Consider the following 24,377-nt stretch of genomic DNA (forward strand, 5'->3'; position numbering starts at 1 on the left):
ATAATTTGCTTGTTTGTCTGTTTGGAATCTATATTTCATAGCGTCACTGCATGCGATACCGCATCACCAACTAATAATGACAACATGAAGAGGAATTAATCTATGACACGTCTACCACATTGGCTTATAGCCACGGCCACCGCCACAGCGCTAATGGCAGGTACCGCACAAGCACAAGAATCGGCTCAAGAAGATAGCCGCTTTGTCATGGTGACCCATGGCATTCCCTCTGATCCTTTTTGGTCGGTGGTTAAAAACGGCGCAGAGGCGGCCGCTGATCTTGTGGGTGCTGAACTCGAATACCGTGCTCCGTCTACCTTTGATATGGCCAAGATGCAGCAGCTTGTCCAGGCGGCGGTGGCATCTGACCCAGATGGTTTGATCGTTTCCTTCACCGACGAAAGTGCCCTGGGCGGCGTAGTCCAAAATGCTGTCGACAACGGCATTCCAGTCATCACGATCAACTCTGGTGGTGAAGTGGCGAAGGACTATGGTGCCCGACTGCATGTTGGGCAAAGTGAGTACGAGGCGGGCAGGCAGGCCGCCGAGCGTATGCAAGAGTTGGGCGTCGAGAAAGGGGTCTGCGTGAACCACGAGCAAGGCAATCAGGGGCTTGACCAGCGTTGTGACGGTTTCGTAGAAGGCTTTGACGGCAACGCCGAGCAGTTGGCAACGACTTACGACCCGACATCAATCCGCAATGCCATTATCGCTTACCTCAATGAGAACAGCGATGTACGCGGCGTTCTGACCTTGGGGGCACTGGCCGCTGAGCCCATGATTCAGGCCATGCGCGAGCAGGGCGCTACCGATATGTTCACCCTCGGTACCTTTGATCTTTCACCCGGTATTCTGGAAGCCCTTAATGCGGGTGAACTGGGTTTTGCGATCGACCAACAGCAGTACCTACAAGGCTATCTACCAGTGATGTTCCTCGATCAGTTCGTCAAAAACGGATTGCTACCCGCAGGGGACGTTCCCACCGGACCAGGGTTTGTGACCCAAGACAACGCCGCACAGGTTATTGAACTGAGCAATCAGGGCATTCGCTGATAACTACCTAATCGAAAAGGCTCGATGTTATCGAGCCTTGGGAGTCGATCGTCATGAATTCCGATAAAACTAACCAATCTGTTGCGCCAGCGGCAGCTCCTCAAGATGAGCGAATCCAGAAAGTGTCTTTTTGGAAGAAGGCGCTCAACCGCCCGGAGCTTGGGGCTTTGGCCGGCACCGTGCTAGTGCTTGCCTTCTTTATCACTGTCTCCAGCGGCACGGGTATGTTTACCCCCGCAGGCATCATTAATTTCCTCGAAGTGTCTGCTCAACTGGGCATTATCGCCACGGCGGCTGCCTTGCTCATGATCGGAGGGGAGTTTGACCTGTCGATTGGTTCGATGATCGGTCTGGCCGGCATTCTCATTGCCATTCCTGCCGTGGAGTATGGCTGGCCGCTATGGGCCGCTATCTTATTGGCGTTCGCCTGTGCGGGGCTAGTGGGGGTGATTAACGGTAACTTGGTGAATCGCACTGGTTTACCTTCCTTCATTGTGACGCTGGGGTTTCTGTTTATTCTGCGTGGCCTAGCGATTGGTATTAGCCGTCTATTAACAGGCCGCACCCAAGTGGGTGGCGTTGAAGAGCATATTCCCGGTGACTGGTTCGCGGCACTTTTCTCAGGCGAGGTCGCTACCGGTCTGTTCACCTGGATGGCCTCGCAAGGTTGGATTGGCACCAACTTCGCTGGCAATCCCTCGGTCACAGGCATTCCCGTCTCGATTGTGTGGTGGCTTGGCTTAACCGCTGTCGCGACCTGGGTCCTGCTGTGCACGCCTTACGGCAACTGGATATTCGCCAGCGGCGGCGACGCTAATGCTGCGCGCAACTCGGGCGTCCCAGTACGTCGCGTCAAGATTTCACTGTTCGTGTTTACCGCTTTCTCCGCCACCATTTTTGCCTGCATTCAGGTGATGGATACCGGCTCGGCGGATACCATTCGCGGCCTGTTAAAAGAGCTGGAAGCGATTATTGCCGTAGTCATCGGCGGGGCACTGCTCACCGGCGGTTATGGATCCGCTATCGGAGCCGCTCTGGGCGCGCTGATCTTCGGCATGGTGCAGATGGGCATCTTTTACACCGGTGTCAACACTGACTGGTTCCAGGTCTTCCTGGGCGTGATGCTGTTGGTGGCCGTGCTGTTCAACAATTACATGCGCAAGAAGGCGATGGAGGCCAAGTAACATGACAACTCAAACGCCCATGATTGAAATGCGCAGTGTCAGCAAGCACTTTGGCAGTGTCATTGCCTTAAGCGATATCTCGATGCAGGTCTATGCCGGTGAGGTTATGTGCTTGCTGGGTGATAACGGTGCTGGCAAGTCAACGTTGATTAAAACACTTTCCGGTGTTCACCAGCCCACCCACGGCGAAATGCTTTTGGATGGCCAGCCTGCCCGCTTCAAGTCGCCAGCTTTCGCACTCGACGCTGGTATTGCGACGGTTTTCCAGGATCTGGCGATGGTGCCGTTGATGTCGATTACCCGTAACTTCTTTATGGGACGCGAACCGACCGTGGGCTGGGGGCCGTTTAAACGCATTAACTGGAAGTATGCCGACCGGATTGCCAAAGAGGAAATGTCCAAAATCGGTATCGATGTACGCGACCCAAGCCAGCCGGTGGGCACCCTTTCAGGTGGCGAACGCCAGTGTGTGGCGATTGCCCGTGCCGTCTACTTTGGCGCTAAGGTGCTGATTCTGGACGAGCCGACGTCAGCACTTGGTGTCAAGCAGGCTTCCGTTGTGCTGCGCTACATTGCCAAAGCGCGTGCCGATGGCCTCGCTGTCATCTTTATTACCCACAACGTTCACCACGCCTTCCCGGTGGCGGATGCGTTCACCCTCTTGTCACGCGGCGGCAGCTTAGGCTCCTTCCGCAAAGAAGAGGTCAGCCGCGAGGAAGTGCTCAATATGATGGCGGGTGGTGCCGAGCTTGAAAGCCTGGATGCGGAGCTGGCGGAATTCCAGCGGGACGATAAAGCCAAGAAGGCCAACCTAGCCGAACAAGACACTCAGCCTTCGGATGAAACAAGCAGCACTGAACCCCCTACACCGCGAACTGCGAGCGGCTATTAAGGAGCCATGATGAATAAACCTACCCCATCATCCCCGTTCACACTGGCCGTCTGCGCTGAAATGGTCTTCCGTGATTTGCCTGTACTGGAACGCGTTAAGCGTATTTCTGAGCTGGGCTTTCAAGTCGAAATCTGGGACTGGACCAAGCATGACATTGACGCACTGGCCAATAGCGGGGCGACGTTTTCATCCATGACCGGCTATGTCACCGGCACCTTAGCGGATGCCGCCGGTGCCGATGAACTGCTACGCACCGCCGCTGAGTCGGTTGAAGTGGCCAAACGGCTGGGTATTCCGCGTCTTAATTTACATGGCACCGGGCTGGATGGTAACGGGCTTCCCGTTAAACCTTGCCAACAGATGACTGGGGCTATGTGGCTAAAAGCCCGCGACACGCTCAACCGGCTAGCGGATCTCGGTGAGCAGCACGGTGTCACCTTTGTGCTTGAAAACCTCAATACCGACGTTGACCACCCAAGTGTGCCGTTTGCGCGCTTGGAAGATGTTCTAGCGCTGGTGGAAAGTGTCGATCGGCCCAGCTTGCGCATTATGTTGGACGTTTATCACGCCCAAATTGGCGAGGGTAATCTGATCGAATTGATTCGCCGCTGTGGGCCCTACATAGGTGAAGTGCAGGTGGCTGATGTGCCGGGGCGCTGCGAACCGGGAACCGGCGAGATTAACTATCCCGCCATTGCCAACGCGCTGAACGACATGGGCTACCGCGGCACCGTAGGGCTGGAAGGCTGGGCCTCTGGCGATGACGACCTCGCGCTCGACCGATTCCGTGCTGCTTTCTCACTTTAAGCTGCGGTTGATACGCCTTATCGATTGCCACCCAAGACGCTTTTATACCCAGTGCCACTTTTTGCCCAGTACCACGAATTTGTGACGTGGGGAGACATTTATGCTGAATAACAATAGTCAACACCGACCGCTTGACCTGATTTGCTTGGGGCGTGTAGCGGTTGACCTTTACGCTGAGCAAATTGGTAGCCGCCTGGAAGATGTTGCCAGCTTCGCCAAATACCTGGGTGGTAGCTCCGGCAATATGGCCTACGGTACCGCGCGACTAGGGTTGAAGTCAGCCATGCTCTCGCGAGTCGGCGATGAGCAGATGGGCAACTTTGTACGCGAGGAACTTGAGCGGGTAGGCGTGGATACCACGGCACTGCAAACCGATCCTGAACGCCACACCGGCTTGGTGCTGCTGGCACTGAAAGACCGCGAAAGCTTTCCGCTGCTGTTTTACCGTCGCGACTGCGCCGATATGGCCATCGACGCTGACACCATCGACCCTGAGTTTATTGCACGCTCAAAAGCACTGGCGATTACCGGCACCCACCTTTCAACGGATACCACTCGGCGAGCATGTCGTAAAGCGCTGGACGCCGCTGCCCATTATGGCGTGAAGCGGGTGCTGGATATCGACTACCGCCCCGTGCTGTGGGGTCTGACCAACCCCGGCGATGGTGAAACCCGCTTTATCGCCGATGACAAGGTGACCACCGACCTGCAACGCTGGCTGCCGGATTTCGACCTGATTGTGGGCACCGAAGAGGAGTTTCATATTGCCGGAGGCAGTACGGATACCTTGTCGGCCCTGCGCGCAGTGCGAAAGGTTAGCGAGGCTACCCTGGTATGCAAGCTGGGGCCCATGGGTTGCGTGGTGTTTGAAGGCGCTATTCCTGACCGCATCGAAGACGGTATTTTGGTGAAGGGCGTACAGGTTGAGGTGCTCAACGTGCTGGGTGCCGGTGATGCCTTTATGAGCGGGCTGTTACGTGGCTGGCTGCGCAATGAGCCCTGGCAAACCAGCGCCGGTTATGCCAACGCCTGCGGCGCGCTTGTGGTCTCCCGCCACGGCTGTGCCCCGGCCATGCCCACCGAAGATGAGCTATTCGATTACCTGGAACGCCGCGACGAGGTATCCCGTCCGGATATCGATCAGCGCCTGAATCATCTGCACCGTGTCACTACCCGAGTGCCTGCGCAGTGGCCCGAAGTGTTGGGCTTGGCATTTGACCACCGCCGCCAGCTCACCGATATGGCCCGCGAAGAGTATGCCGACAGCGCGCGGCTGCCAGCACTTAAAAAACTCCTGGTCACCGCCGCCGAAGAGGGCGCAAAGCAGGGCGGTATTTCCACGCCCGCGATTCTGGTCGACGACGTGCTGGGGCAGGAAGCGCTTAATCAGGCCAGTGGAAAAGGCTGGTGGATTGGTCGACCGGTGGAGCTTCCTGGGTCACGGCCTTTGCGCTTCCAGCATGGCGATGATTTAGGTGCCTGTCTGCGCAACTGGCCTAGAGAGCAAATCATTAAATGCCTGGCGTTCTATCATCCCGACGATGAACTCTTGCTGCGCCTGGAGCAGGAGGAGCGTCTGCGTCAGCTCTACCAGGCGGCCTGTGCCTATGGGCTGGAACTGCTGATTGAAGTCATTCCTCCCGCCGATATGCCCAATGACGACACCACCTTGCCGCGCAGCCTTCAGCGGCTCTACAACCTGGGCATTCGCCCAGACTGGTGGAAGCTTCCCTCTATGTCAGACGCTGCCTGGCAGGCGGTGGGCGAGACTATTGAACGCGAAGATAAATACTGCCGTGGGGTCGTACTGCTCGGGCTCGACGCCCCTATGGACGATATGAAGCGCGGCTTTGAAGCTGCGGCCAATCATGCCTGCTGTAAAGGTTTTACCGTCGGGCGCACGCTGTTTGCCAGCGCGAGCCGTGATTGGCTGGCCGGGCGTATTGACGACGCCAGCTTGGTAGAGCGGGTCGCCCAGAACTATGCCGAACTGATAAAAGCGTGGCGGCAATTAAGACAGGCGCAGCCGCAAACGCTGGCCCACACCGAGGAGGCGTAAGATGAGCACCATTCGACTCACCATGGCTCAGGCGCTGGTCAAGTATCTTGCCGCGCAACGTATCGAGATTGATGGTCAAGAGGTGGCGCTTTTCGAAGGCGTGTTTGCGATTTTTGGCCATGGCAATGTGGCCGGAATGGGTGAAGCGCTCTACCACGTGCAAGACACGCTGCCCACCTTCCGCGCTCACAACGAACAGGCCATGGCCCACGCGGCGATTGCCTTTGCCAAAGCCAATAATCGCCAGCGCTTGATGGCTGCGACCAGCTCGATCGGCCCAGGGGCGACCAATATGGTCACCGCCGCGGCGCTCGCCCACGCCAATCGCTTGCCGATCCTGCTGCTGCCGGGGGACACCTTTGCCACCCGCGAACCTGATCCGGTACTCCAGCAGGTGGAGCATTTTGGTGACCCGACCATTAGCGTCAACGACTGTTTTCGCCCGGTGTCGCGCTACTTCGATCGTATTAATCGCCCCGAGCAGCTGTTGACCAGCTTGCCCCAGGCGATTGCCACCCTGCTGGACCCTGAGCACTGCGGCCCCGCGACCCTGGCGCTGCCCCAGGACGTGCAAACCTTTGCCTACGATTACCCTGAGGCCTTTTTTGCCCCCAAGGTGCATCGCATTCGCCGCTCGCCGCCGGATGCTTACGAGCTTCGCCAAGCCATCACCGCGCTGCAACAGGCCAAGCGCCTGCTGATTATCGCCGGTGGTGGCGTGCATTACGCCGCTGCCTGCGATGCCCTGGCAGAGTTTGCTAAAGCGCGGGGCATCCCGGTAGCCGAAACCCAGGCGGGGAAGGGCGCACTGGCCGATAGCCACCCTTGTGCGGTAGGTGCCATTGGGGTGACCGGCAGCGCAGCCGCTAACCAGTTGGCGGAGCAGGCGGATGTCATTCTGGCGGTGGGCACGCGGCTGCAGGACTTTACCACCGGTTCCCGGGCGCTGTTTGAAGGTAGCGAAAAAACGCTGATTGCCCTCAACGTTGGCCGTTTCGACAGCCTCAAGCATCAAGCACTGCCGCTAAGCTGCGATGCCTTGATCGGGCTGGGGCAACTCGACGCGGCGCTGGGTGAATGGCGCGGCGGCGATGAATGGCGCGAGCAGACCGGCACGCTCAAGCGCGAGTGGGCCGAAATCGTGCGCTGTGTGACCGCCGACCAAGGGCTGGCGCTGCCCACTGATGCCCAGGTGATCGGCGCCGTCAATCGCCAGGCAGGCAACGATACCACCGTAGTATGTGCCGCCGGTGGCTTGCCCGGCGAGCTGCATAAACTCTGGCAATGCTCGGGCCCCGGCAGCTACCACGTAGAGTATGGCTTCTCCTGCATGGGCTATGAAATAGCAGGCGGGCTGGGCGTCAAGATGGCCAAGCCTGACAACGAGGTAGTGGTGATGGTCGGCGACGGCAGCTACCTGATGCACAACTCGGAGCTGGCGACCTCGGTGATGCTGGGACACAAGCTGATTGTGGTGGTGTTGGATAACCGCGGCTATGGCTGCATCAACCGCTTGCAGCAGGCCACCGGCGGCGCGGGGTTCAACAACCTGCTGGAAGATTGCCTCACTGTCGAGGCTGGCGCCCCGAAAACCGATTTTGCCGCCCATGCCAAATCTCTGGGCTGTGAGTCTGAATCGGTGAGCGGCATTGCGGAGCTGGAGCAGGCGCTGGTGCGCGCTCGCAGCGCCACCTCGACCTATGTGATTGCCCTGGACACCGACCCGCTACCCAGCACCCAGGAAGGTGGTGCTTGGTGGGAAGTCGCCGTGCCCGAGGTTTCCGAGCGTGAGCAGGTTAAGTCAGCCTATCAAGGCTATCGTGAGGCCAAGCAGCGCCAAGCCCGCTAATCGAATGCATTACATCAGATAGTCGGCGATAGGTTAAAGCACCCTAACGCCGAGAATGCTCAAACAATCATAAGGAATACGCTATGCCAACGGTTACTTTAGGCATCAACCCGCTCACCTGGACGAACGACGACTTGCCCAGCCTGGGCGGCGCAACACCGCTGGAAACCTGTTTGAAAGAGGGCCGCGAAGCGGGGTTTAGCGGCTTCGAGTTGGGCAATAAATTTCCCCGCACCCCCGACGCCTTGAGCCAAGCGCTGAGCGCCCACGACCTGGCGCTTGTGTCGGGCTGGTATTCCGCGCAGTTGCTGGAGCGCACGCCTGAAGAAGAGATTGACGCCATTCAGGATCATATGAACCTGCTCAAGGAGTGCGGCGCCAAGGTGATGGTGCTGTGCGAAGTCACCCACTGTGTACACGGCGATCAGGAGTGCCCGCTTTCCCAGCGTCCGCACCTTTCCGAGCAAGAGTGGCAGCGCCTGCTGCATGGCCTGGAGGTATTGGGCGACTACCTGAAATCCCAGGGCATTCAGTTGGTATATCACCACCACCTGGGCACGGTGATCGAAAGCCAGGCCGACGTTGAGCGCTTGATGGACAACACCGGCGAAGGCGTGGGGCTACTGCTTGATTTTGGCCATCTGCGAGGTGCCGGCGGTGACCCACTCGCCATTGCAAAACGCTACAGCCAGCGTATCCACCATGTGCACTGCAAAGACCTGCGTTTCCCAGTGCTAGATGCGTTACGCAACCGCGACAAAAGTTTTTTAAACGGCGTGTTAGACGGGCTGTTTACGGTGCCGGGGGATGGCAATGTGGATTTTCTGCCCGCCTTAACCCACCTGTGCAAACAGGGTTACCAGGGGTGGCTGGTGGTTGAAGCCGAACAAGACCCGGAAGTCGCCCATCCGCTGACTTACGCCCGCCTGGGTTATCGCAACTTACGCCAACTTGCCGAGCAGGCAGGTTTTGACGTTGCCAGCTAAATAGCGCCAGCGCCATCTTTTAATCAGGAGCCTATATGCAAACGTTATCCCACTATCTTAATGGTCAGCTCTCCGCCGGGCAGAGCCTGCGCACTTCGCCGGTTTACAACCCGGCCACCGGTGAACAGAGCGCCCAGGTGGCGCTGGCCAGTGCCGATGAAACCCTTGACGCAGTGCGCATCGCCGATGAGGCCTTTGTCGCCTGGTCTAAAACCTCGCCGCTGAAGCGCGCGCGTATTCTGTTTAAGTTCAAGGCGTTGGTCGAGGAGCACACCGATGAGCTGGCACGACTGGTCTCCAGCGAACACGGCAAGGTGTTTTCTGACGCCAAAGGCGAAGTGACCCGGGGCCTGGAAGTGGTCGAGTTTGCCTGTGGCATTCCCCACCTCCAGAAGGGCGAGCACTCCATGAACGTCGGCACCGGCGTTGATAGTTACTCGATGATGCAGCCGCTGGGCGTGTGTGCAGGTATCTCGCCGTTCAACTTTCCCGCCATGGTGCCCATGTGGATGTTCCCCATCGCCCTGGCCTGCGGCAATACCTTCATCATGAAGCCTTCGGAAAAAGACCCCTCTACGCCGCTGCGCCTAGCCGAGCTGCTTAAAGAAGCGGGCCTGCCGGATGGCGTCTTCAACGTCGTCAATGGTGATAAAGAAGCGGTGGATGTGCTGCTTACCGATGAGCGTGTTCAGGCGGTGAGCTTTGTGGGCTCTACCCCAATCGCCGAGTACATCTACGCTACCGCATCAGCCCATGGCAAACGTGTTCAGGCCCTGGGCGGCGCCAAAAACCACATGGTAATCATGCCCGATGCGGATCTTGATCAAGCCGTGGGGGCGCTGATGGGCGCGGCCTATGGCTCAGCAGGCGAGCGCTGCATGGCGATTTCCGTGGCGGTGCCAGTGGGCGAAGATACCGCCAACCGCCTGCGCGAAAAGCTGGTGGCTGAACTGGAGAAATTGACGGTTGGGCCTGGTCTGGTCGATGGCCCGGATAACGATATGGGCCCGCTCATCACCCGCGAACACCGCGACAAAGTGGCGGGCTATATTCAAACCGGCGTGGATGAAGGAGCAGAGCTGGTAGTAGACGGCCGCCAGACAACGATAGAGGGGGCGGGCGATGGCTATTTTATTGGTGGAACACTATTTGATCATGTGACGCCAGACATGCGCATTCACTCTGAAGAAATCTTCGGCCCGGTGCTGGCGATTGCTCGCGTGGCGAGCTTCGACGAAGCCGTCAGCATGGTCAATGCTCACGAGTACGGCAACGGTACGGCGATCTTTACCCGTGATGGCGATGCGGCGCGTCAGTACTGCGAGCAGATTCAGGTCGGCATGGTCGGCGTTAATGTGCCGATCCCGGTGCCCATGGCGTTCCACAGCTTCGGCGGATGGAAGCGTTCGCTGTTTGGCCCGCTGCATATGCACGGCCCCGACGGTGTGCGTTTCTATACTCGCATGAAAACCATCACCCAGCGCTGGCCTAGTGGTATTCGTGAAGAGACCAATCACTTCACCATGCCGACGATGTAAACAGCCTGCGGAGCAAGACACCATTCAACGCCGGGCCCAGCCCGGCGTTATTTTTAAAACAGGGATAACCACAATGAAAACCCTCAAGATTGGCCTGATCGGCACCGGCTTTATGGGTAAAGCCCACGCGATTGCCTTTAATGCAGCGTCCAGCGTTTTTGAACTACCCGCTAAACCCGTGTGCGAACTGCTGGCAGATGTCGACCTCGCCATAGCCGAAAGCCGGGCGCGGGCCTGGGGCTTTTCCCGCGCCACCGACGATTGGCGTGCCCTGGTGGCAGACAGTGAAGAGGACGTGGTGGATATCTGCGCGCCCAATTTTCTGCATAAAGAGATGGCGCTGGCCGCCATTGCCGCGGGCAAACATGTTTACGCTGAAAAGCCGCTGGCGCTAAGCAGCGCCGATGCCGACGAGATGGTCGCGGCGGCTGAAAAGGCGGGCGTCAAAACCCTGGTGGGCTTCAACTATATACGCAATTCTGCCAGCCAGTTGGCCCGCCAAATTGTCGCCAGTGGTGAAATCGGTGAATTGACTCACTTTCGTGGACGGCACAACGAGGATTACCTGCTCGACCCGCAAAAGCCCCACGACTGGCATACACAGCGGGCAACAGCCGGTACCGGCGCGCTAGGCGATGTGGGGTCGCATATTCTCAATATGGGCGAGTTTTTAACCGGGCAGCGTATTACTGAGGTATGTGGCCAACTACAGACCGTTATCGCCAAGCGGCCCAAAGTCGACGGCAGCGGTATGGCCGTAGTGGAAAACGACGACCAGGCCCAGGCCATGCTGCGGTTTGACCAGGGGTTAATCGGCAATATCGAAACCTCCCGGGTGGCCGCTGGCCGCAAAATGGGCTTGGCCTACACGCTAACGGGCACCAAAGGCGCCATTGTGTTTGACCAGGAACGCATGAGCGAGCTGCAGCTATATCGCCACGGCGATGCCCACGGCAGACGCGGGTTCACCACCCTGTTAGCGGGCCCTGAACACCCTGACTATGCTGCGTTCAGCCCAGCGCCGGGGCACGGCCTGGGCTATAACGATCAGAAGATTATCGAGGTGCGCGATCTGGTTGAAGGCATTATCAATGACCGTCCCCTTTACCCCGACTTTCGTGAAGCCGCACGCGTTAATCGATTAATAGAGGCTATTGAAACGTCAGATCAGACGGGGCGGTGGGTTCACGTATAATAGTTAGTGGCCCCATGCCATTAAGGGGGGCTGCTAACCTGGCTATTAGCTTTAAGTAGTAGGTGTACATTTAGCAATTATCAGGCTGAGCCTGTGTGTTGGCCGTAGTGCCAGCCTGGTTCGATGAGCGTCACAGCACGGGTATGTCACTAAAGCAATGTCAGATCCACGGTCTATTCCAATCTTTGTTTCTGCCATGGAGTCGAGAAAACCCTACAAGGATGGCGAGCGCGAGCTTTCATGCGTAGCGTCTCTTTCGAAGGTTCACAGGGCATTCAGAACCATCCTGTTGAAAATTTTTTAATTTATGTTCCGAGCATTAACGATTTTCAGCGGCCTCAATTGTTTCACTGATTAACCGCAATCAGAATGAATGTAGCAGTTATCTGCTTGGGTACCATACATCGTTCATACGAGGAGAAGCACACGCGTAAAAGTACACAACTTGTCGTTGAATCTAACGGGATTACTGGTGTTAATTTGGCCCCTTCTTGGTTGCTAGCGGTGAATGTTACATGGGCTGTCCAGTCACGCGAGCTAACAGAGTGGCATAATTCCTGCTACCACGGATTTGCTCGATGAGTTGTTTACCCTAGCGGCGTTAGCGGGCCAGCACCACTGGTTTAATGAGGTTCTCCGTATCATTGCGCTCTTTTCGCATGGGCAGCGAGCGTTGGAACGGCGTTGCAAAGCCAAATCATGTAGCAATAATTGCATACGCTTGTTTGGCTTTATACTAGGGTGAAGTGAAAACGACATATCTTGGTTTTTAGTATTATCCAAGAATCCCTGATGGTGCTCGCCACTGCCACAATATAGATCAGCGCTCCGACCTATGTCCTTGATAATTCTTATCTTAGCTATGCTGACGACAACAGTACCTAAGATGATAGAGACAGCAGTATTTTGATGAAGCATTCGCAAATGGCTGCAGCTTTGCGCCGATAAAGATGCCGATCAGCACATGTACATTAAGCTGGCTGTACCAGTGTGATCTGGGCGTTTCTACGAGCGCATCTCAGTTATTTTTCTGAGGAGCATTCGTGCTTTTGGGATCAGGGATTGATGCCAAAAGCACGAATGCCCCGCACGTGACGAGGCATTCACAAGTAGGGCTTAGCCCTCGCCAAGTTCACGCATGACGGCGTAAAGCGCGGATTTGGCTTCAAAGCCCACGCCCGGTACATCAGGCAGACCGACATAGCCGTTCTCTACCTGGGTGCCATCAGCAAAACCGCCGAATGGCTGGAACACATCTGGATAGGACTCGTTGCCGCCCAGGTGCAAGCCAGCAGCGATGTTCAGCGACATCTGGTGGCCACCGTGCGGCACCACACGGCGTGAGGACCAGCCCATTTCTTTCATTACGTCCAGAGTGCGCATGTATTCCACCAGGCCGTAGGACAGTGCGCAGTCGAACTGCAAGAAGTCGCGATCAGGACGCATGCCACCGTAACGCAGCAGGTTGCGGGCATCTTGGTGAGAAAACAGGTTTTCACCAGTGGCCATCGGCAACTCATAGTGATTCGCCATCTCGGCTTGCAAGGCATAGTCGAGTGGGTCACCGATCTCTTCGTACCAGAACAGGTTGTACTTCTTAATGGCCTCGGCGTAAGCAATGGCCGTTTTCAGATCGAAGCGACCGTTGGCATCCACGGCCAGGCGACGGCCGTCACCAACAACGTCGAGCACGGCCTCGATGCGGCGAATGTCTTCATCCAAAGGCGCGGCACCGATCTTCATTTTTACAACGTCATAGCCGCGATCCAGATAGCTCTGCATCTCAGCCTTTAGCTTGGAATGGTCATTGTCGGGATAGTAATAACCGCCCGCCGCATAAACCCAGACCTTGTCATCGGCCACGCCGCCGCGATAACGGTCAGCCAGCAGGCGATACAAAGGCTTACCTTCGATCTTGGCGACAGCATCCCAGACAGCCATATCGATGGTGCCAACAGCGACCGAACGCTCACCATGGCCACCCGGCTTCTCGTTTGTCATCAGGGTCTTCCAGATGGCGAACGGGTCGAGGTTATCGTTCTCTTCGTCGATCAGCGATGCCGGATCCGCTTCGCTGATACGATCCAGGAAGCGATCCCGCATCAACGCGCCTTGGCCGTAACGGCCGTTGGAATTGAAGCCATAGCCGATGACGGGCTTGCCATCACGAATGACATCGGTAATGACCGCTACGACCGAACAGGTCATTTTGGAAAAATCGATGTAGGCGTTAGCGATAGGTGAGGCAATAGAAACGGTTTTTTCTCGGATTTCGACGATACGCATGACGTGTTCCTCTTATAGCTGACGTGGCCATGGTAAACTTGGCGAGAGGGCGTGCCCAATGCTATAAATGCCGCGCCCTATACCGAGACGGCATTGCCCTATGGAACTCATTTGGTTGGAAGATTTTGAAGCGTTGGCCGAGTACGGAAGCTTCGTCCGTGCTGCAGAAGCTCGGCACATCACTCAGCCGGCATTCAGCCGGCGAATACGCTCTTTGGAGAATTGGATCGGCGCCGATCTGTTTATCCGCACCCCCCAAGGCGCCACGTTGACCGAAGCTGGCAGGCATATTCTTGCGAGCGCTCAAGATGCGGCTAGCAGGCTCTATCGGATCAGAGCCGAAGCGCAAGAAGTTGCAGGAACCGCCGCTAAAACACTTCATTTTGCGGCGACCCATTCATTGTCGTTCACATTCTTTCCACGCTGGATCAGAAGCGCAGAAAAGGGCGCACCCATTGAATCCGTTCAGTTGCACTCCGACAGTATGGCCACTTGCGAGCAAATGTTGGTGCATGGTCAAGTACAGTTTTTACTCTGCCACCGTCACCCGGAGGTTCCCCCACGTTTAACGGCTGATCAGTTCATTAGTAAAGAAATTGGTCGCGACACGCTACTTGCCTTAGCTGGAGGGTCAGCGCAATTCGACGCCTCGCCTGAGTCACTGCCTTACCTTGCCTACACCGAAGAATCAGGGCTGGGGCGTATCGTTTCGCATAGACTTCAAGGTAAAGAAGCGTTCTTGCACCTGAAGCCACGCTTTAGCAGTCATTTAGCGGCGGTTCTAATGTCTATGGCTCTGGAGAACAAAGGGGTCGCTTGGCTGCCCAAAAGTCTCACCGAGCAGGAGATCTTGGATGCGAGGCTGCATCGTGCTTTGGATCAGAGCTGGGATATCCCGCTGGAAATTCATCTCACCAGACCTGTCGCTCCGCTGAGCCCCTATGCAGAGGCGTTCTGGGCTGGGCTGCAATAAGAGATTCAGTACTGGGGGATGGCCTGATCGCCTAAGCGTCGTCGCAGGCTATGCAGCCATACTGCTTACCCCATCGCGACTGCCAGATCCCTCTGTCCTGGGAAGTAATTCGTCAGTATTACAGCTGTGGGGAATAGATTGACGTGGTGACCAACCATGCTGGTTTAGCACTTTGAGTATGCATAGGTTTTCTACCAGGCCTAAGCTGAGCGCTGAGCCCATCACAGAATGTCGTGATTGTACTGCTGCGCCATTCGACCTGATCATGACGTTTGACGCAGTGAACATAAAAGTGGGGGGAAGGTGGGAAAGACGCCTTACCACTGATGGTGTGGGTGGGGACCGGGCATGATCCCGGTCCCCACCAAATCATCACTCCTACTAAAAGAAAATACCTGACGGCAGGCGCACATTTAGCACCTCCGTGAAGGTCAGGTAAAAGATACCGACTAGCGCCACGATGATCGGGGTCCACTTCAACATGCGCTGCCAGGTAACCGCGGTTTCCACCCTGGACAGATACCAAGTGAGGGCAAAGAAAGCGATCAGCGTCGTTAGCAGGAAACCCAGGATCTCGACCACGCCCCACCAAACAAAAAAGCCGATCATGACCGTGAGCAGCCGCCGTGGGCTGCCAGTGATCTCGATTTGGCGGCCACTCGGTTTGATGAACCCCTTGACGACCAGGGCGATCGAGATCAGCGCCAGGATCAACAGGATAGCGCGCGGGAAGATGATGCTAAGCCGCCCGATATCACCCTTGGGAAACCACAGCAAGGCACCAAACACCAGGCCGAGAGCGCCCGCAGCGATATCGGTATTAAGACGCAGAATCATGACGAGCCTCCACTGTCATTTGCATCAACTTTATCCAACAGCCCCTTGCGTGCCAGCCACATGGGTACCAGCGCAGTTGCCGCGCCTAGCACTACTAGACCAGCGAGTACCATTGAGAGTGGGTTGCTCACCAACCTTAGCCAGGGAATCGGATCGACCACCGCCGCCATGAGCGTCTGTACATAGCCCTGTTCGGCAATTCCTCCTAGGATCAGGCCAAGCACGATGGGAGCCGCCTGAATGCCGATCAGCCGTAAGAAGTAGCCAGCCGTGCCCAGGATTAGCATGATCCCTACATCCAGCATGCTGTTGCGCAACGCAAATGTCCCGAGAATGGTCACCATAGCGATGCTCGGCACTAGGAAGTAATAGGGCGTTCGGATCACCACACGGTGGATCAGGCGTCCACCCAACAACCCGACAGGTAGTAGCATTAATGCCGCCATGCCCATGGAGAGGATGAAGCCGTTGGTCAACACCCCAGACTCGGTGAAGAGGTCGAGTCCTGGACGCAGACCATGCATCAGCAACACCCCGAGGATGATAGCATCGGGCGGCGCGCCGGGTATGCCCAAAGTAAGCAGTGGCACCATGCTGCCCGCGACCATCACATTGTTGCTCGATTCCGACGCCACCACACCATCGACGTTGCCCTTGCCAAAACTTTTGGGTTCCTTAGAGAAACGCCGCGCCTCGTTATAGGCCACCAGGCTGGTGACATTGCCCCCGGCGCCGGGGATGATTGAGATGACTTGGCCGATTAGACACGAGCGGATAAGGTTAATCGGTTTACTGAAGATACGCCGCGCTATCTTGGCGATGGAGACCTCTTTCTTGCGCAGTTCGCCTCCGTCGGGCAATGCCCCGCGTCCTTCCGCCGCCATGGTCAACAGCTCGGGGATCACGAATAGCCCGATCAGCGCTACGATCAGCTCAATGCCACCTTGTAACGGCGGATAGCCGAAGGTGAAGCGGCTTTCGCCCCCGACCGGCGACACCCCGATCGTGCTCAGCAGAATGCCTATACAGCCAGCAAGAAGGCCCTTCAGCAGGGAGTCGCTCGACAGACTGGCGACCAGGGTCAGCCCCAGCATCGCCACCCAGAACATCTCCGACGGCCCGAAGGCAACCGCCAGCCGCGCGAGCGGCGGCGCGAGGATCAATAGAAAGATCACCCCGACGATGCCGCCCACCACCGAGGCGATAGTGGCCGCGGCCAGGGCCTCATACGCCCGACCCTGACGTGCCATGGGGTAACCATCGAAGGTGGTGGCTATGGAAGAAGGGGTCCCGGGGGTATTGATCAGAATGGCGGTGAATGCACCGCCATAGATAGAGCCCATGTAAACCGCACCTAAGGCGATCAACCCCTGCAAGGCCTCCATCGAGAACGTGAAAGGCAACAGCATGGCAAGTGCCATCGTAGCCGTGAGTCCAGGCATGGCACCGATGAAAAGCCCCGCCGACACTCCGATCAGGACGGTCAATATACTCTCGAAAGTCAGAAGGGAGGTCAGCGCCTCCAGTAACATATCCATGGGTCGCCCTCCTTGTAGCCACGCGTGCGTGGCTAGCATGGTGAAAAAACAAAAAATAGGGGCCCAATCAAGGACCCCGCAGAGGGAGGAGTGTTACTCGGCTTCTTCGAGGATCGGGCCGTAGGCCTCGCGTAGCATGGTCATTACTTCATCGACTTCTTCACCGGTGATGTACTCCATCACGAAGCCCAACGGCTCCTGCTTCTCGGTGATCTGACGATTGGCTTCGGCGAAGGCTTCCTCCAGGGTAGCCACCACGTCATCGGGGGTGTTCTTGGGCACCGCGACACCGCGGTAGGCACCACCGACGATATCGTAGCCCTGTTCCTTGAAGGTGGGCGCATCAGGCAGTGACTTGACGCGTTCCTCGGCGGCTACGGCTAGCACTTTAACGCTATCGGCCATTTCAGTACCGAGCATGGTGTAATTAAAGATCCCGGCGACATGACCGCCTTCAAGCGCGCCTTTAAGAGGACCAGTGCCTGAGAAGGGGATGTAGGTTAGGTCTATATCGGCTTCTTTCTCGAAGCGCAGCATATCCAGATGGTTGGCGCTGTAGGTGCCGCTACCCCCTAGCGTGATGGCTTCGGGGTTTTCCTTGGCGTCCTCGACGAGGTCTTCCAGGGTGTTGTAGGGGCTGTCGTTAGATACGATTAACGCATTGGGCGTAGAGTGGAAGAAGGTCACGATTCGCCAGTCGTCAGTCGTATAACCAGCATTATTACGCTGTATTGGCTGACCGATGATATGGGGGATATTCACGCCGATGATCTCGTAGCCATCGGGCTCGGCGCTATTCTGGAATTCGCTCCATGCCACGGCGCCGCCACCGCCAGGTCGATGCGTAACATTGACCGAAACGCCAAGCTCCTCCTCCAGGATCGGCTCCTGGAAGCGTGCCGTTACATCGGATTCACCACCTGGATCGAAGGGAATAATGTAGGTGATGTCTTCTTCCGGGTATTCGGCCTGGGCCACACCAGCAACCCCGATGGCGCTGATAGCGGTTACGGACAACGCGAGTGTCTTGAGGGTAAATGTCATGGAATGCTCCGACTTAGTTGTATTATTGGATGCACGTTTTATCGTCGTTAAACGGTAGTTGCGCCAATGAGAGCCTTAGTTATTGATTTTATTGTACTCGGCCTGCGTACTACCAGATCGTTACACACCATGTTTTCCAGCGTGAACAATCTTACTGCTCATGCTAGTTGAGTTGTAAAAGTTGTCAAGTCTAAGTTGTAAAAGTTGTTAAGTATCTACCCCTCGAAGACACGCCGACGCGAACTACTCAAGTGATGCTGCATACAAAAAGCGGCACGCTCCTCGTCTTCAGCGAGGATGGCATCGTGGATATCACGGTGTTCGACTTGTACTTCGGGGACATGGCGCTCAGGGCGTCGCAAGCCAAGACCGCGCGCCATGTTCTGGCCATACGTGATAGCTGACTTAAGCGACAACAGTGTGTCGGAGAAAAATCGGTTATGCGTAGCGTGAGCAATGGATAGATGGAAGTTGAAATCGGCATCTACCCCCAGCGCATTGTCGCGTATACGTTGCTCAAGCAATGCCAGTGCTTTGGTCAGTGCCACGCGCTCTTGTGCTGTTGCCTTGATAGCCGCGAGTCGCGCGGCCTCGGTTTCCACGGCAATGCGGAACTCAAAGCAGCGTTGGATATCGGCTAGGCTTTCCAGCGGAGCGAACTCAAGCATGGCACGATCGGGGCGCCGTTGTACGAAACTCCCCGCGCCACGTTGCGAGCGAACCAGTGCATCATCGCGCAATCTAGCCAATGCTTCGCGCACGATCGGACGAGACACACCGTAATGAGATGCCAGTTGTTCCTCTGAGGGCAGTCGTTCACCTTCACCGAATTCACGCTGGATAATTCGGTCGACGATATCACCGTAAACCCGGTCGCTAAGCTTCTGGCCCTTGCCATCCGGTCTCTCGTTGGAGGGAGCCACCGACAAGGCTTTTTCCATGGTTGAAGGCATACACTTTCCCCAAGACTGTTAGTCGTCACTGTTAATTCAATAACAGCATACGTCAGCAGAGCGTTGTGCCTCCATCCCCAGCACGATTCAATTGCTGCTTGGTGTAGAAGAGTTTGTGGATCAGTTATCTTTCAGTTGAATGGGTGTTTTTTACCAAAACAGCTTGTCTATGTTGCAAGGTGTACAGGAGATCTCAGTCGGGACGTTCAGGTCATGTTCCTACCTAGGATTGAGATCAAAGTATGGCCCAGCTCAATATTTTTAATTAATAGTTTTTTAATTGACTGTCTTCAAGCTAAAACCTACGCGTTGGAAATGTGATGATTTCGTTAAAGCTGATAAGTAGGGTGGTTAATTTAATTAAAATCAATAACTTTTTAGGTGTGCATTGTTCGATAGTATAGTTAAGCAAGCGAGGCTTTTGAACAGCGCAAAAGTGTCTGCCAAGATCTTTTTCTTAGATTATTAAAATTGATTTAACGAGGTTCTCTACATTATACCGCTCTTTGCGTCTGCTCAATGGGGTGCGTGGCTATTTTATATGGCCATGCCATTTATAAATTTCGCGTAGTTTTTGGGATTATGTATAAAAGATTAATTTTATGTAAATTTCTATTTATATACATTGTTGTGTCAGTATGAGATCGGGGTGATGTCTAGAGCTTTTGATCTATTTTTTATAAATATCAATAAGATGGGCGTGAACTGTCTTTGGCAATACTGCTAAAGAGTTGGCGGCTTTATATACCGTATAAATTTTATTAGACTTTTTTAAAAGTTGGTTTTAAGTTTCTTTTATATAAGGCTTTAGTATTTTTGTCATGAGGTCTTTTGGCATGCGGTTTTATATTCTAGTTGCAATTATTATGGATTTATTTTTTTGTAATGATTCAGTCTAAAATTTTTTATGAATATGGGGTGAGCCGCTCTCCATATAACTCACGGCCTTCTTCTAAAAACGGCTAGATATCGAAACCAAAGTTGAAATTAAGTTTCATAGCATTTTGTCGAAGAAGGCAAGCCTTAAGTCCTGTCCTGGATGTGTGGCTAAAGGTTGGCGTTACTTCGAGGCCTGCTGAAAAGCAAATATCACAGGATAATGAGCGTCGCCAGCCCGAGAAATGACAGAAAGCCAACCACATCGGTGACGGTGGTTAAAATCACTGCGCCGGACAGCGCCGGATCAATCTGCAGCCTTTTCAACACCAGTGGAATCAGCACCCCAGAGACATTGGCCAGGCTCATATTGATAAAGATAGCCAGGGTAATGACCAGCGTAATCATGGCATCGCCAAACCAAATATGAGCAATCAAACCCACCACTAGCGCCCAAATCAGGCCATTGCTCATGCCTACCCACATCTCTTTGTTGTAAAGCCACTTTATATTGTTACCCGCGAGCTGCCCCAATGCTAAACCGCGGATGACGACGGTGAGGGTCTGGCTGCCGGCAATCCCTCCCATACTGGCAACCACCGGCATTAAGATAGCCAGCGCCACAATTTGATCTAAGACCACTTCAAAGCGTCCGATCACGAAGGCGGCTAAAAAAGCGGTCAACAGGTTAATACCCAGCCAAATGCCGCGGCTTTTAGCACTGCGCATGATGGGGGTGAACACTTCTTCTTCGTCACTGACCCCTGACATGTGCTTCAGGGTCATGTCAGCGTCATCTTGGGTGATTTCTAATACATCGGCGGAGTTCAACTGCCCAACCAGCAATCCATCGCTATCGCACACGGGCACAAAGGGCAGCTCTTTGGAGCGCAATAACGCCGCTGCATCACTGACTTTCATTTGATCATTCAGGGTAAAGAAATCATCCATATACTCATCAACCACGGCACTTTGTGGTTGTTTGATCAAATCGATCAACGTCAGCGTACCGAGCAATCGCTTATCTTTATCCGTGATCATGATCTGCTGGGATTCATCGTCGAGCAGCTGGTGGATGCGTATATAGCGTTGCACGGCTTCTAACGAGACGCCCTGCTTTACATTGACCGTCTCGGGGTCCATGTAACGCCCCACCACGTCATCTTCATAGGCATGCAGGTTTTCGACCTGAGCGCGAATTTCCTGGTCCAGGCTGGCATAGACGCTGGTCTTGATGGCTTCGTCAGCAACGTCCAGTACTTCAGCCACTTCCTGGGCATCCAGGCCCTTGACGATCTGCTCAACATCGCTGGCCGATAGATCTTCGATATAGTCAGCACGAATGTCTTCATCGACTTCTGCCAAGACCTCGCCGATGAGCTCGGCCGGTATGTACTCCCAAAGCCGATCGCGGGTTTTGGCGGGAAAAGACTCAAGAGTGCGCGCAATGGCCAGGATATCCAGCTCGGCAAATAGCGCTTCCAGAGCGGTGCTATCTTCTTCATCCAGGCTTTTTTGAAGATAAAGCAACTGCTCTTCAGTATTGGTGTATTTCTCATCATCGCGCATAGCGTCCATCCTTCGGCAAATTGATCGTCCACACAGTTACTTGAAAGCTCTTGATGGCGCTCTATCAATTTTATAGACAGGCCTGGTTAAAAGCTACGCGAACGCCATGGGCCATGCGCTGCTGAGCAGACACAGGGGGCACATCGGTGCCGATCATTTCATCGGTGGCGTCGGCCCAGGTCAGCGTGCCATGGGTGAAACCCAGCGGTGCCAAGGCACGGCCAATCCACTGCGTGCCGGTAAAGCGCTGTGTCTCGCCATTCTGGTCGATCAGCAAGCTGACGTTGTTATCCTGATGCAAGCGAACGATGTACCAGCCCATATCAAGTCCGTGCACCTCTACGTCGGGCAGCGGTTCGGCCCAGTGCGCAAGGTCTTCAAGGGTGACGTGAGCAGGAAGGGTAGAAGACATGGCGTATCCTCATGCGTGAATATCCGATACGCCAAGACTAAAGGCTGTACTTTATTTGTACAGCAATAACCGTCTGATGGGTATTATATAAATGCCTGATCAGAGGAGGCGAAATGGGTGTTTTATCCTTTTCCCGTTAAGAACTTATCCATTGCGGAATAGAAAGCTGTAGGCATTCAATGCCGGTACACCGCCCAGGTGAGCATAGAGAACCCTGGAGCCCGCAGGGAATTCGCCGTTGCGCACCTTATCGATCATGCCGTGCATGGATTTGCCTTCGTAAACCGGGTCGGTGAGGACGCCTTCCAAGCGAGCACACAGACGAATGGCTTCCAACGTACCTTCGTTGGGCAGGCCGTATTCCGGGCCGCCGTAGCGGGTATCCAGAATCACATCGTCGTCGGTAATGCCGCCTTCCAGCTCCACCAGCTCGGCGGTGTTGCGGGCGATGCGTAAGATCTGCTCGCGGGTTTGTTCCGGCTTGGCGGAAGCGTCGATACCGATCACACGCTGGGCACGGCCATCATCGGCAAAGCCCACCACCATGCCCGCCTGGGTGCTGCCGGTGACCGAGCACACCACAATATAATCAAAGGTGAAGCCCAGCTCTTTCTCCTGCTGGCGCACCTCTTCGGCAAAGCCCACAAAACCCAAGCCGCCATAGGGGTGCTCTGAACAGCCCGCAGGAATCGGGAAGGGCTTGCCGCCCCGCTGGCGAACATCTTCCATGGCCTGCTCCCAACTGGGGCGAATGCCGATATCGAACCCCGCGTCGTCCATGCGTACATCGGCGCCCATGATGCGCGACATCTCGATATTACCCACCCGGTCGTACACCGCATCGGAGTAGTTGACCCAGTTCTCCTGCACCAGCACACATTGCATGCCCAAATGGGCGGCCACGGCAGCCACCTGGCGGGTCTGGTTGGACTGAATACCACCAATCGATACCAGCGTATCGTAGCCCTGTTCCAACGCTTCAGGAATCAAGTACTCCAGTTTGCGGGTTTTGTTGCCGCCAAAGGCCAGTCCGCTGTTGCAGTCTTCGCGTTTGGCGTAGAGCTCTACGTCACCGCCGAGATGTTCGCTTAGACGTTTGAGCGGTGTGATGGGGGACGGTCCAAAGGTGAGTGGGTAGCGGGGGAAACGTTCTAGGTTCATAGCAGGCTCCGGCTTTTAAGCGTTTCAGTGCGAAATAGACAGCTCGCTTGGCGAGTGGGGAGGTGGAAGCTTTGTTTGAACAGCTTTGTGTGAACTATGGGCGTGCTCTGCTATTTATACTAAGTGTTAGCTGCGATTTTTGTGTTGCAAAATGATGCGCGTTAAAGCAACAAGCATTGGCATTAAATGCTTGATATGGTTTTAAATAGTGTCTAAAGGTCAATAAGGTAAATAATAGTGCGCTCTAAAACTTCCCGTTCAGGCTCTGAGCCTGATGATCAGGCGGCTGAGCTGGACCGAACAGATCGGCGTATTCTGAAACTGCTTCAGGACGATGCCACGCTCTCCAATGTGGCGCTGGCAGAGCAGGTGAACTTGAGCCCGGCGGCGTGCTTACGCAGGGTGGAAAGGCTCAAGCGGGATGGGGTAATCAGCCGGGTGGTGGCTCATCTAGACCCGGAACAGCTGCAGGCGGGGATGGTGGTGCTGATCGGCGTGGTGCTGGATCGCTCGACGCCGGAATCCTTCGCTGCCTTTGAAGAGGCCGCCCAGAAGGTGTCAGGCTGTATGGAGTGTCACGTGGTCACCGGGGAATTCGACTACTTTATGCTGGTGCGCACCCGGGACAGCCAAAGCTTCAACAGGCTGCACGCTGAACAGTTGCTCTACCTGCCCGGCGTGCGCCAGATCCGCTCGTTCATGGGGCTGCGCCAAGTGGTGTCGACCCATAAGGTGGTGGTTTAGCCCTGCTTTAATCTTGGCTAAGGCGAGGAAGACGGCTCTGGCCGGGTGGCCAGCCAAAGGGCAATCAGCACCAGTAGGGCGATCACGCCCCAGCGTGTCCAGCCGGGGCCGAGCGACCAAGCCGTGATCAGTGCACTCAACGCGATCGTGCTGACGGCCGCCAATTTTCCGCGCCTGGAGATAGCCCGCTCCTGCTCCCAAGTGACCAGCAACGGGCCCACATAGTGGCGGGAGCGGATCCAGGCCTCGAAGCGAGGCGACCCTTTGGAGGCGCAGTAAACGGCTATTAGCATAAAGACGGTGGTAGGCAGCAGGGGCAGAAAAATGCCGAGGACTCCGATGCTAAAACTCAACCCTGCCAGCACGACCCACATGAGGCGGATCAGTCTCATTATTGCTCCTGTTGGGCACGCTTCAATAA

20 protein-coding genes are annotated in these 24,377 nt (G+C 55.5%); 11 read left to right on the forward strand and 9 right to left on the reverse strand.

Annotated features, from left to right (window positions below):
* The first annotated feature begins 102 nt into the window (after nucleotides 1-102).
* The 9 genes from ADS46_RS00260 to ADS46_RS00300 all read left to right on the forward strand — a co-directional run bounded on the left by ADS46_RS00260 (nucleotide 103) and on the right by ADS46_RS00300 (nucleotide 11,563).
* Complete coding sequence (locus ADS46_RS00260) at nucleotides 103-1,053, forward strand: sugar ABC transporter substrate-binding protein (RefSeq protein ID WP_066314692.1); 951 nt, start codon at nucleotides 103-105, stop codon at nucleotides 1,051-1,053.
* A 53-nt stretch (nucleotides 1,054-1,106) separates the two neighbouring features.
* Nucleotides 1,107-2,237 (forward strand): ABC transporter permease, encoded by a 1,131-nt coding sequence (locus ADS46_RS00265; protein ID WP_066314693.1) that lies wholly within the window; start codon nucleotides 1,107-1,109, stop codon nucleotides 2,235-2,237.
* Between the two features lies 1 nt (nucleotide 2,238).
* Nucleotides 2,239-3,129 (forward strand): ATP-binding cassette domain-containing protein, encoded by an 891-nt coding sequence (locus ADS46_RS00270; RefSeq protein ID WP_066314696.1) that lies wholly within the window; start codon nucleotides 2,239-2,241, stop codon nucleotides 3,127-3,129.
* Between the two features lie 9 nt (nucleotides 3,130-3,138).
* Complete coding sequence (locus ADS46_RS00275; protein WP_066314698.1) at nucleotides 3,139-3,936, forward strand: TIM barrel protein; 798 nt, start codon at nucleotides 3,139-3,141, stop codon at nucleotides 3,934-3,936.
* A gap of 100 nt (nucleotides 3,937-4,036) precedes the next feature.
* On the forward strand, nucleotides 4,037-5,995 hold the full coding sequence (locus ADS46_RS00280) for a bifunctional 5-dehydro-2-deoxygluconokinase/5-dehydro-2-deoxyphosphogluconate aldolase (RefSeq protein ID WP_066314701.1): 1,959 nt from the start codon (nucleotides 4,037-4,039) through the stop codon (nucleotides 5,993-5,995).
* Between the two features lies 1 nt (nucleotide 5,996).
* Nucleotides 5,997-7,844, forward strand: a complete 1,848-nt coding sequence (gene iolD, locus ADS46_RS00285) for a 3D-(3,5/4)-trihydroxycyclohexane-1,2-dione acylhydrolase (decyclizing) (protein ID WP_066314703.1) — start codon at nucleotides 5,997-5,999, stop codon at nucleotides 7,842-7,844.
* 83 nt (nucleotides 7,845-7,927) lie between these two features.
* Nucleotides 7,928-8,830 (forward strand): myo-inosose-2 dehydratase, encoded by a 903-nt coding sequence (iolE, locus tag ADS46_RS00290; RefSeq protein WP_066314708.1) that lies wholly within the window; start codon nucleotides 7,928-7,930, stop codon nucleotides 8,828-8,830.
* 35 nt (nucleotides 8,831-8,865) lie between these two features.
* Complete coding sequence (locus tag ADS46_RS00295) at nucleotides 8,866-10,368, forward strand: CoA-acylating methylmalonate-semialdehyde dehydrogenase (protein WP_066314713.1); 1,503 nt, start codon at nucleotides 8,866-8,868, stop codon at nucleotides 10,366-10,368.
* A gap of 73 nt (nucleotides 10,369-10,441) precedes the next feature.
* Nucleotides 10,442-11,563, forward strand: coding sequence for a Gfo/Idh/MocA family protein (locus tag ADS46_RS00300; protein ID WP_066314716.1), 1,122 nt, complete (start codon nucleotides 10,442-10,444; stop codon nucleotides 11,561-11,563).
* 1,116 nt (nucleotides 11,564-12,679) lie between these two features.
* Here the strand turns inward: ADS46_RS00300 and ADS46_RS00305 are convergent.
* Complete coding sequence (locus ADS46_RS00305) at nucleotides 12,680-13,849, reverse strand: mandelate racemase/muconate lactonizing enzyme family protein (RefSeq protein WP_066314718.1); 1,170 nt, start codon at nucleotides 13,847-13,849, stop codon at nucleotides 12,680-12,682.
* Nucleotides 13,850-13,949: 100 nt separating this feature from the next.
* On the opposite strand from ADS46_RS00305, the gene ADS46_RS00310 reads away from it, so the two are divergent.
* A complete protein-coding gene (locus tag ADS46_RS00310) occupies nucleotides 13,950-14,822 on the forward strand; it encodes a LysR family transcriptional regulator (RefSeq protein WP_066314720.1) in 873 nt (290 codons plus the stop codon).
* A gap of 381 nt (nucleotides 14,823-15,203) precedes the next feature.
* On the opposite strand, the gene ADS46_RS00315 is transcribed toward ADS46_RS00310, so the two are convergent.
* From ADS46_RS00315 to ADS46_RS00345, 7 genes are all read right to left on the reverse strand, one after another.
* Entirely contained in the window at nucleotides 15,204-15,659 is a 456-nt protein-coding gene (locus tag ADS46_RS00315; protein ID WP_066314722.1) for a tripartite tricarboxylate transporter TctB family protein, read from the reverse strand.
* Nucleotides 15,656-17,197, reverse strand: a complete 1,542-nt coding sequence (locus tag ADS46_RS00320; RefSeq protein ID WP_066314724.1) for a tripartite tricarboxylate transporter permease — start codon at nucleotides 17,195-17,197, stop codon at nucleotides 15,656-15,658. Before ADS46_RS00320 ends, ADS46_RS00315 begins: the two co-directional genes overlap by 4 nt.
* A gap of 93 nt (nucleotides 17,198-17,290) precedes the next feature.
* Complete coding sequence (locus ADS46_RS00325) at nucleotides 17,291-18,241, reverse strand: Bug family tripartite tricarboxylate transporter substrate binding protein (RefSeq protein WP_066314727.1); 951 nt, start codon at nucleotides 18,239-18,241, stop codon at nucleotides 17,291-17,293.
* Between the two features lie 215 nt (nucleotides 18,242-18,456).
* Nucleotides 18,457-19,194, reverse strand: coding sequence for a FadR/GntR family transcriptional regulator (locus ADS46_RS19065; RefSeq protein ID WP_082925914.1), 738 nt, complete (start codon nucleotides 19,192-19,194; stop codon nucleotides 18,457-18,459).
* 1,089 nt (nucleotides 19,195-20,283) lie between these two features.
* On the reverse strand, nucleotides 20,284-21,639 hold the full coding sequence (gene mgtE, locus ADS46_RS00335) for a magnesium transporter (protein WP_066314728.1): 1,356 nt from the start codon (nucleotides 21,637-21,639) through the stop codon (nucleotides 20,284-20,286).
* Between the two features lie 70 nt (nucleotides 21,640-21,709).
* Nucleotides 21,710-22,051, reverse strand: coding sequence for a DUF6482 family protein (locus tag ADS46_RS00340; RefSeq protein WP_066314731.1), 342 nt, complete (start codon nucleotides 22,049-22,051; stop codon nucleotides 21,710-21,712).
* A 144-nt stretch (nucleotides 22,052-22,195) separates the two neighbouring features.
* On the reverse strand, nucleotides 22,196-23,212 hold the full coding sequence (locus ADS46_RS00345; protein ID WP_066314733.1) for a 1-aminocyclopropane-1-carboxylate deaminase: 1,017 nt from the start codon (nucleotides 23,210-23,212) through the stop codon (nucleotides 22,196-22,198).
* A gap of 237 nt (nucleotides 23,213-23,449) precedes the next feature.
* On the opposite strand from ADS46_RS00345, the gene ADS46_RS00350 reads away from it, so the two are divergent.
* Nucleotides 23,450-23,956, forward strand: coding sequence for an Lrp/AsnC family transcriptional regulator (locus ADS46_RS00350; protein WP_066314736.1), 507 nt, complete (start codon nucleotides 23,450-23,452; stop codon nucleotides 23,954-23,956).
* 17 nt (nucleotides 23,957-23,973) lie between these two features.
* Here the strand turns inward: ADS46_RS00350 and ADS46_RS00355 are convergent, their stop codons facing one another.
* Entirely contained in the window at nucleotides 23,974-24,348 is a 375-nt protein-coding gene (locus tag ADS46_RS00355; RefSeq protein ID WP_066314738.1) for a YbaN family protein, read from the reverse strand.
* Between the last annotated feature and the right edge of the window lie 29 nt (nucleotides 24,349-24,377).

It is taken from the genome of Halomonas sp. G11, assembly GCF_001663515.1.
Lineage (GTDB): Bacteria > Pseudomonadota > Gammaproteobacteria > Pseudomonadales > Halomonadaceae > Vreelandella.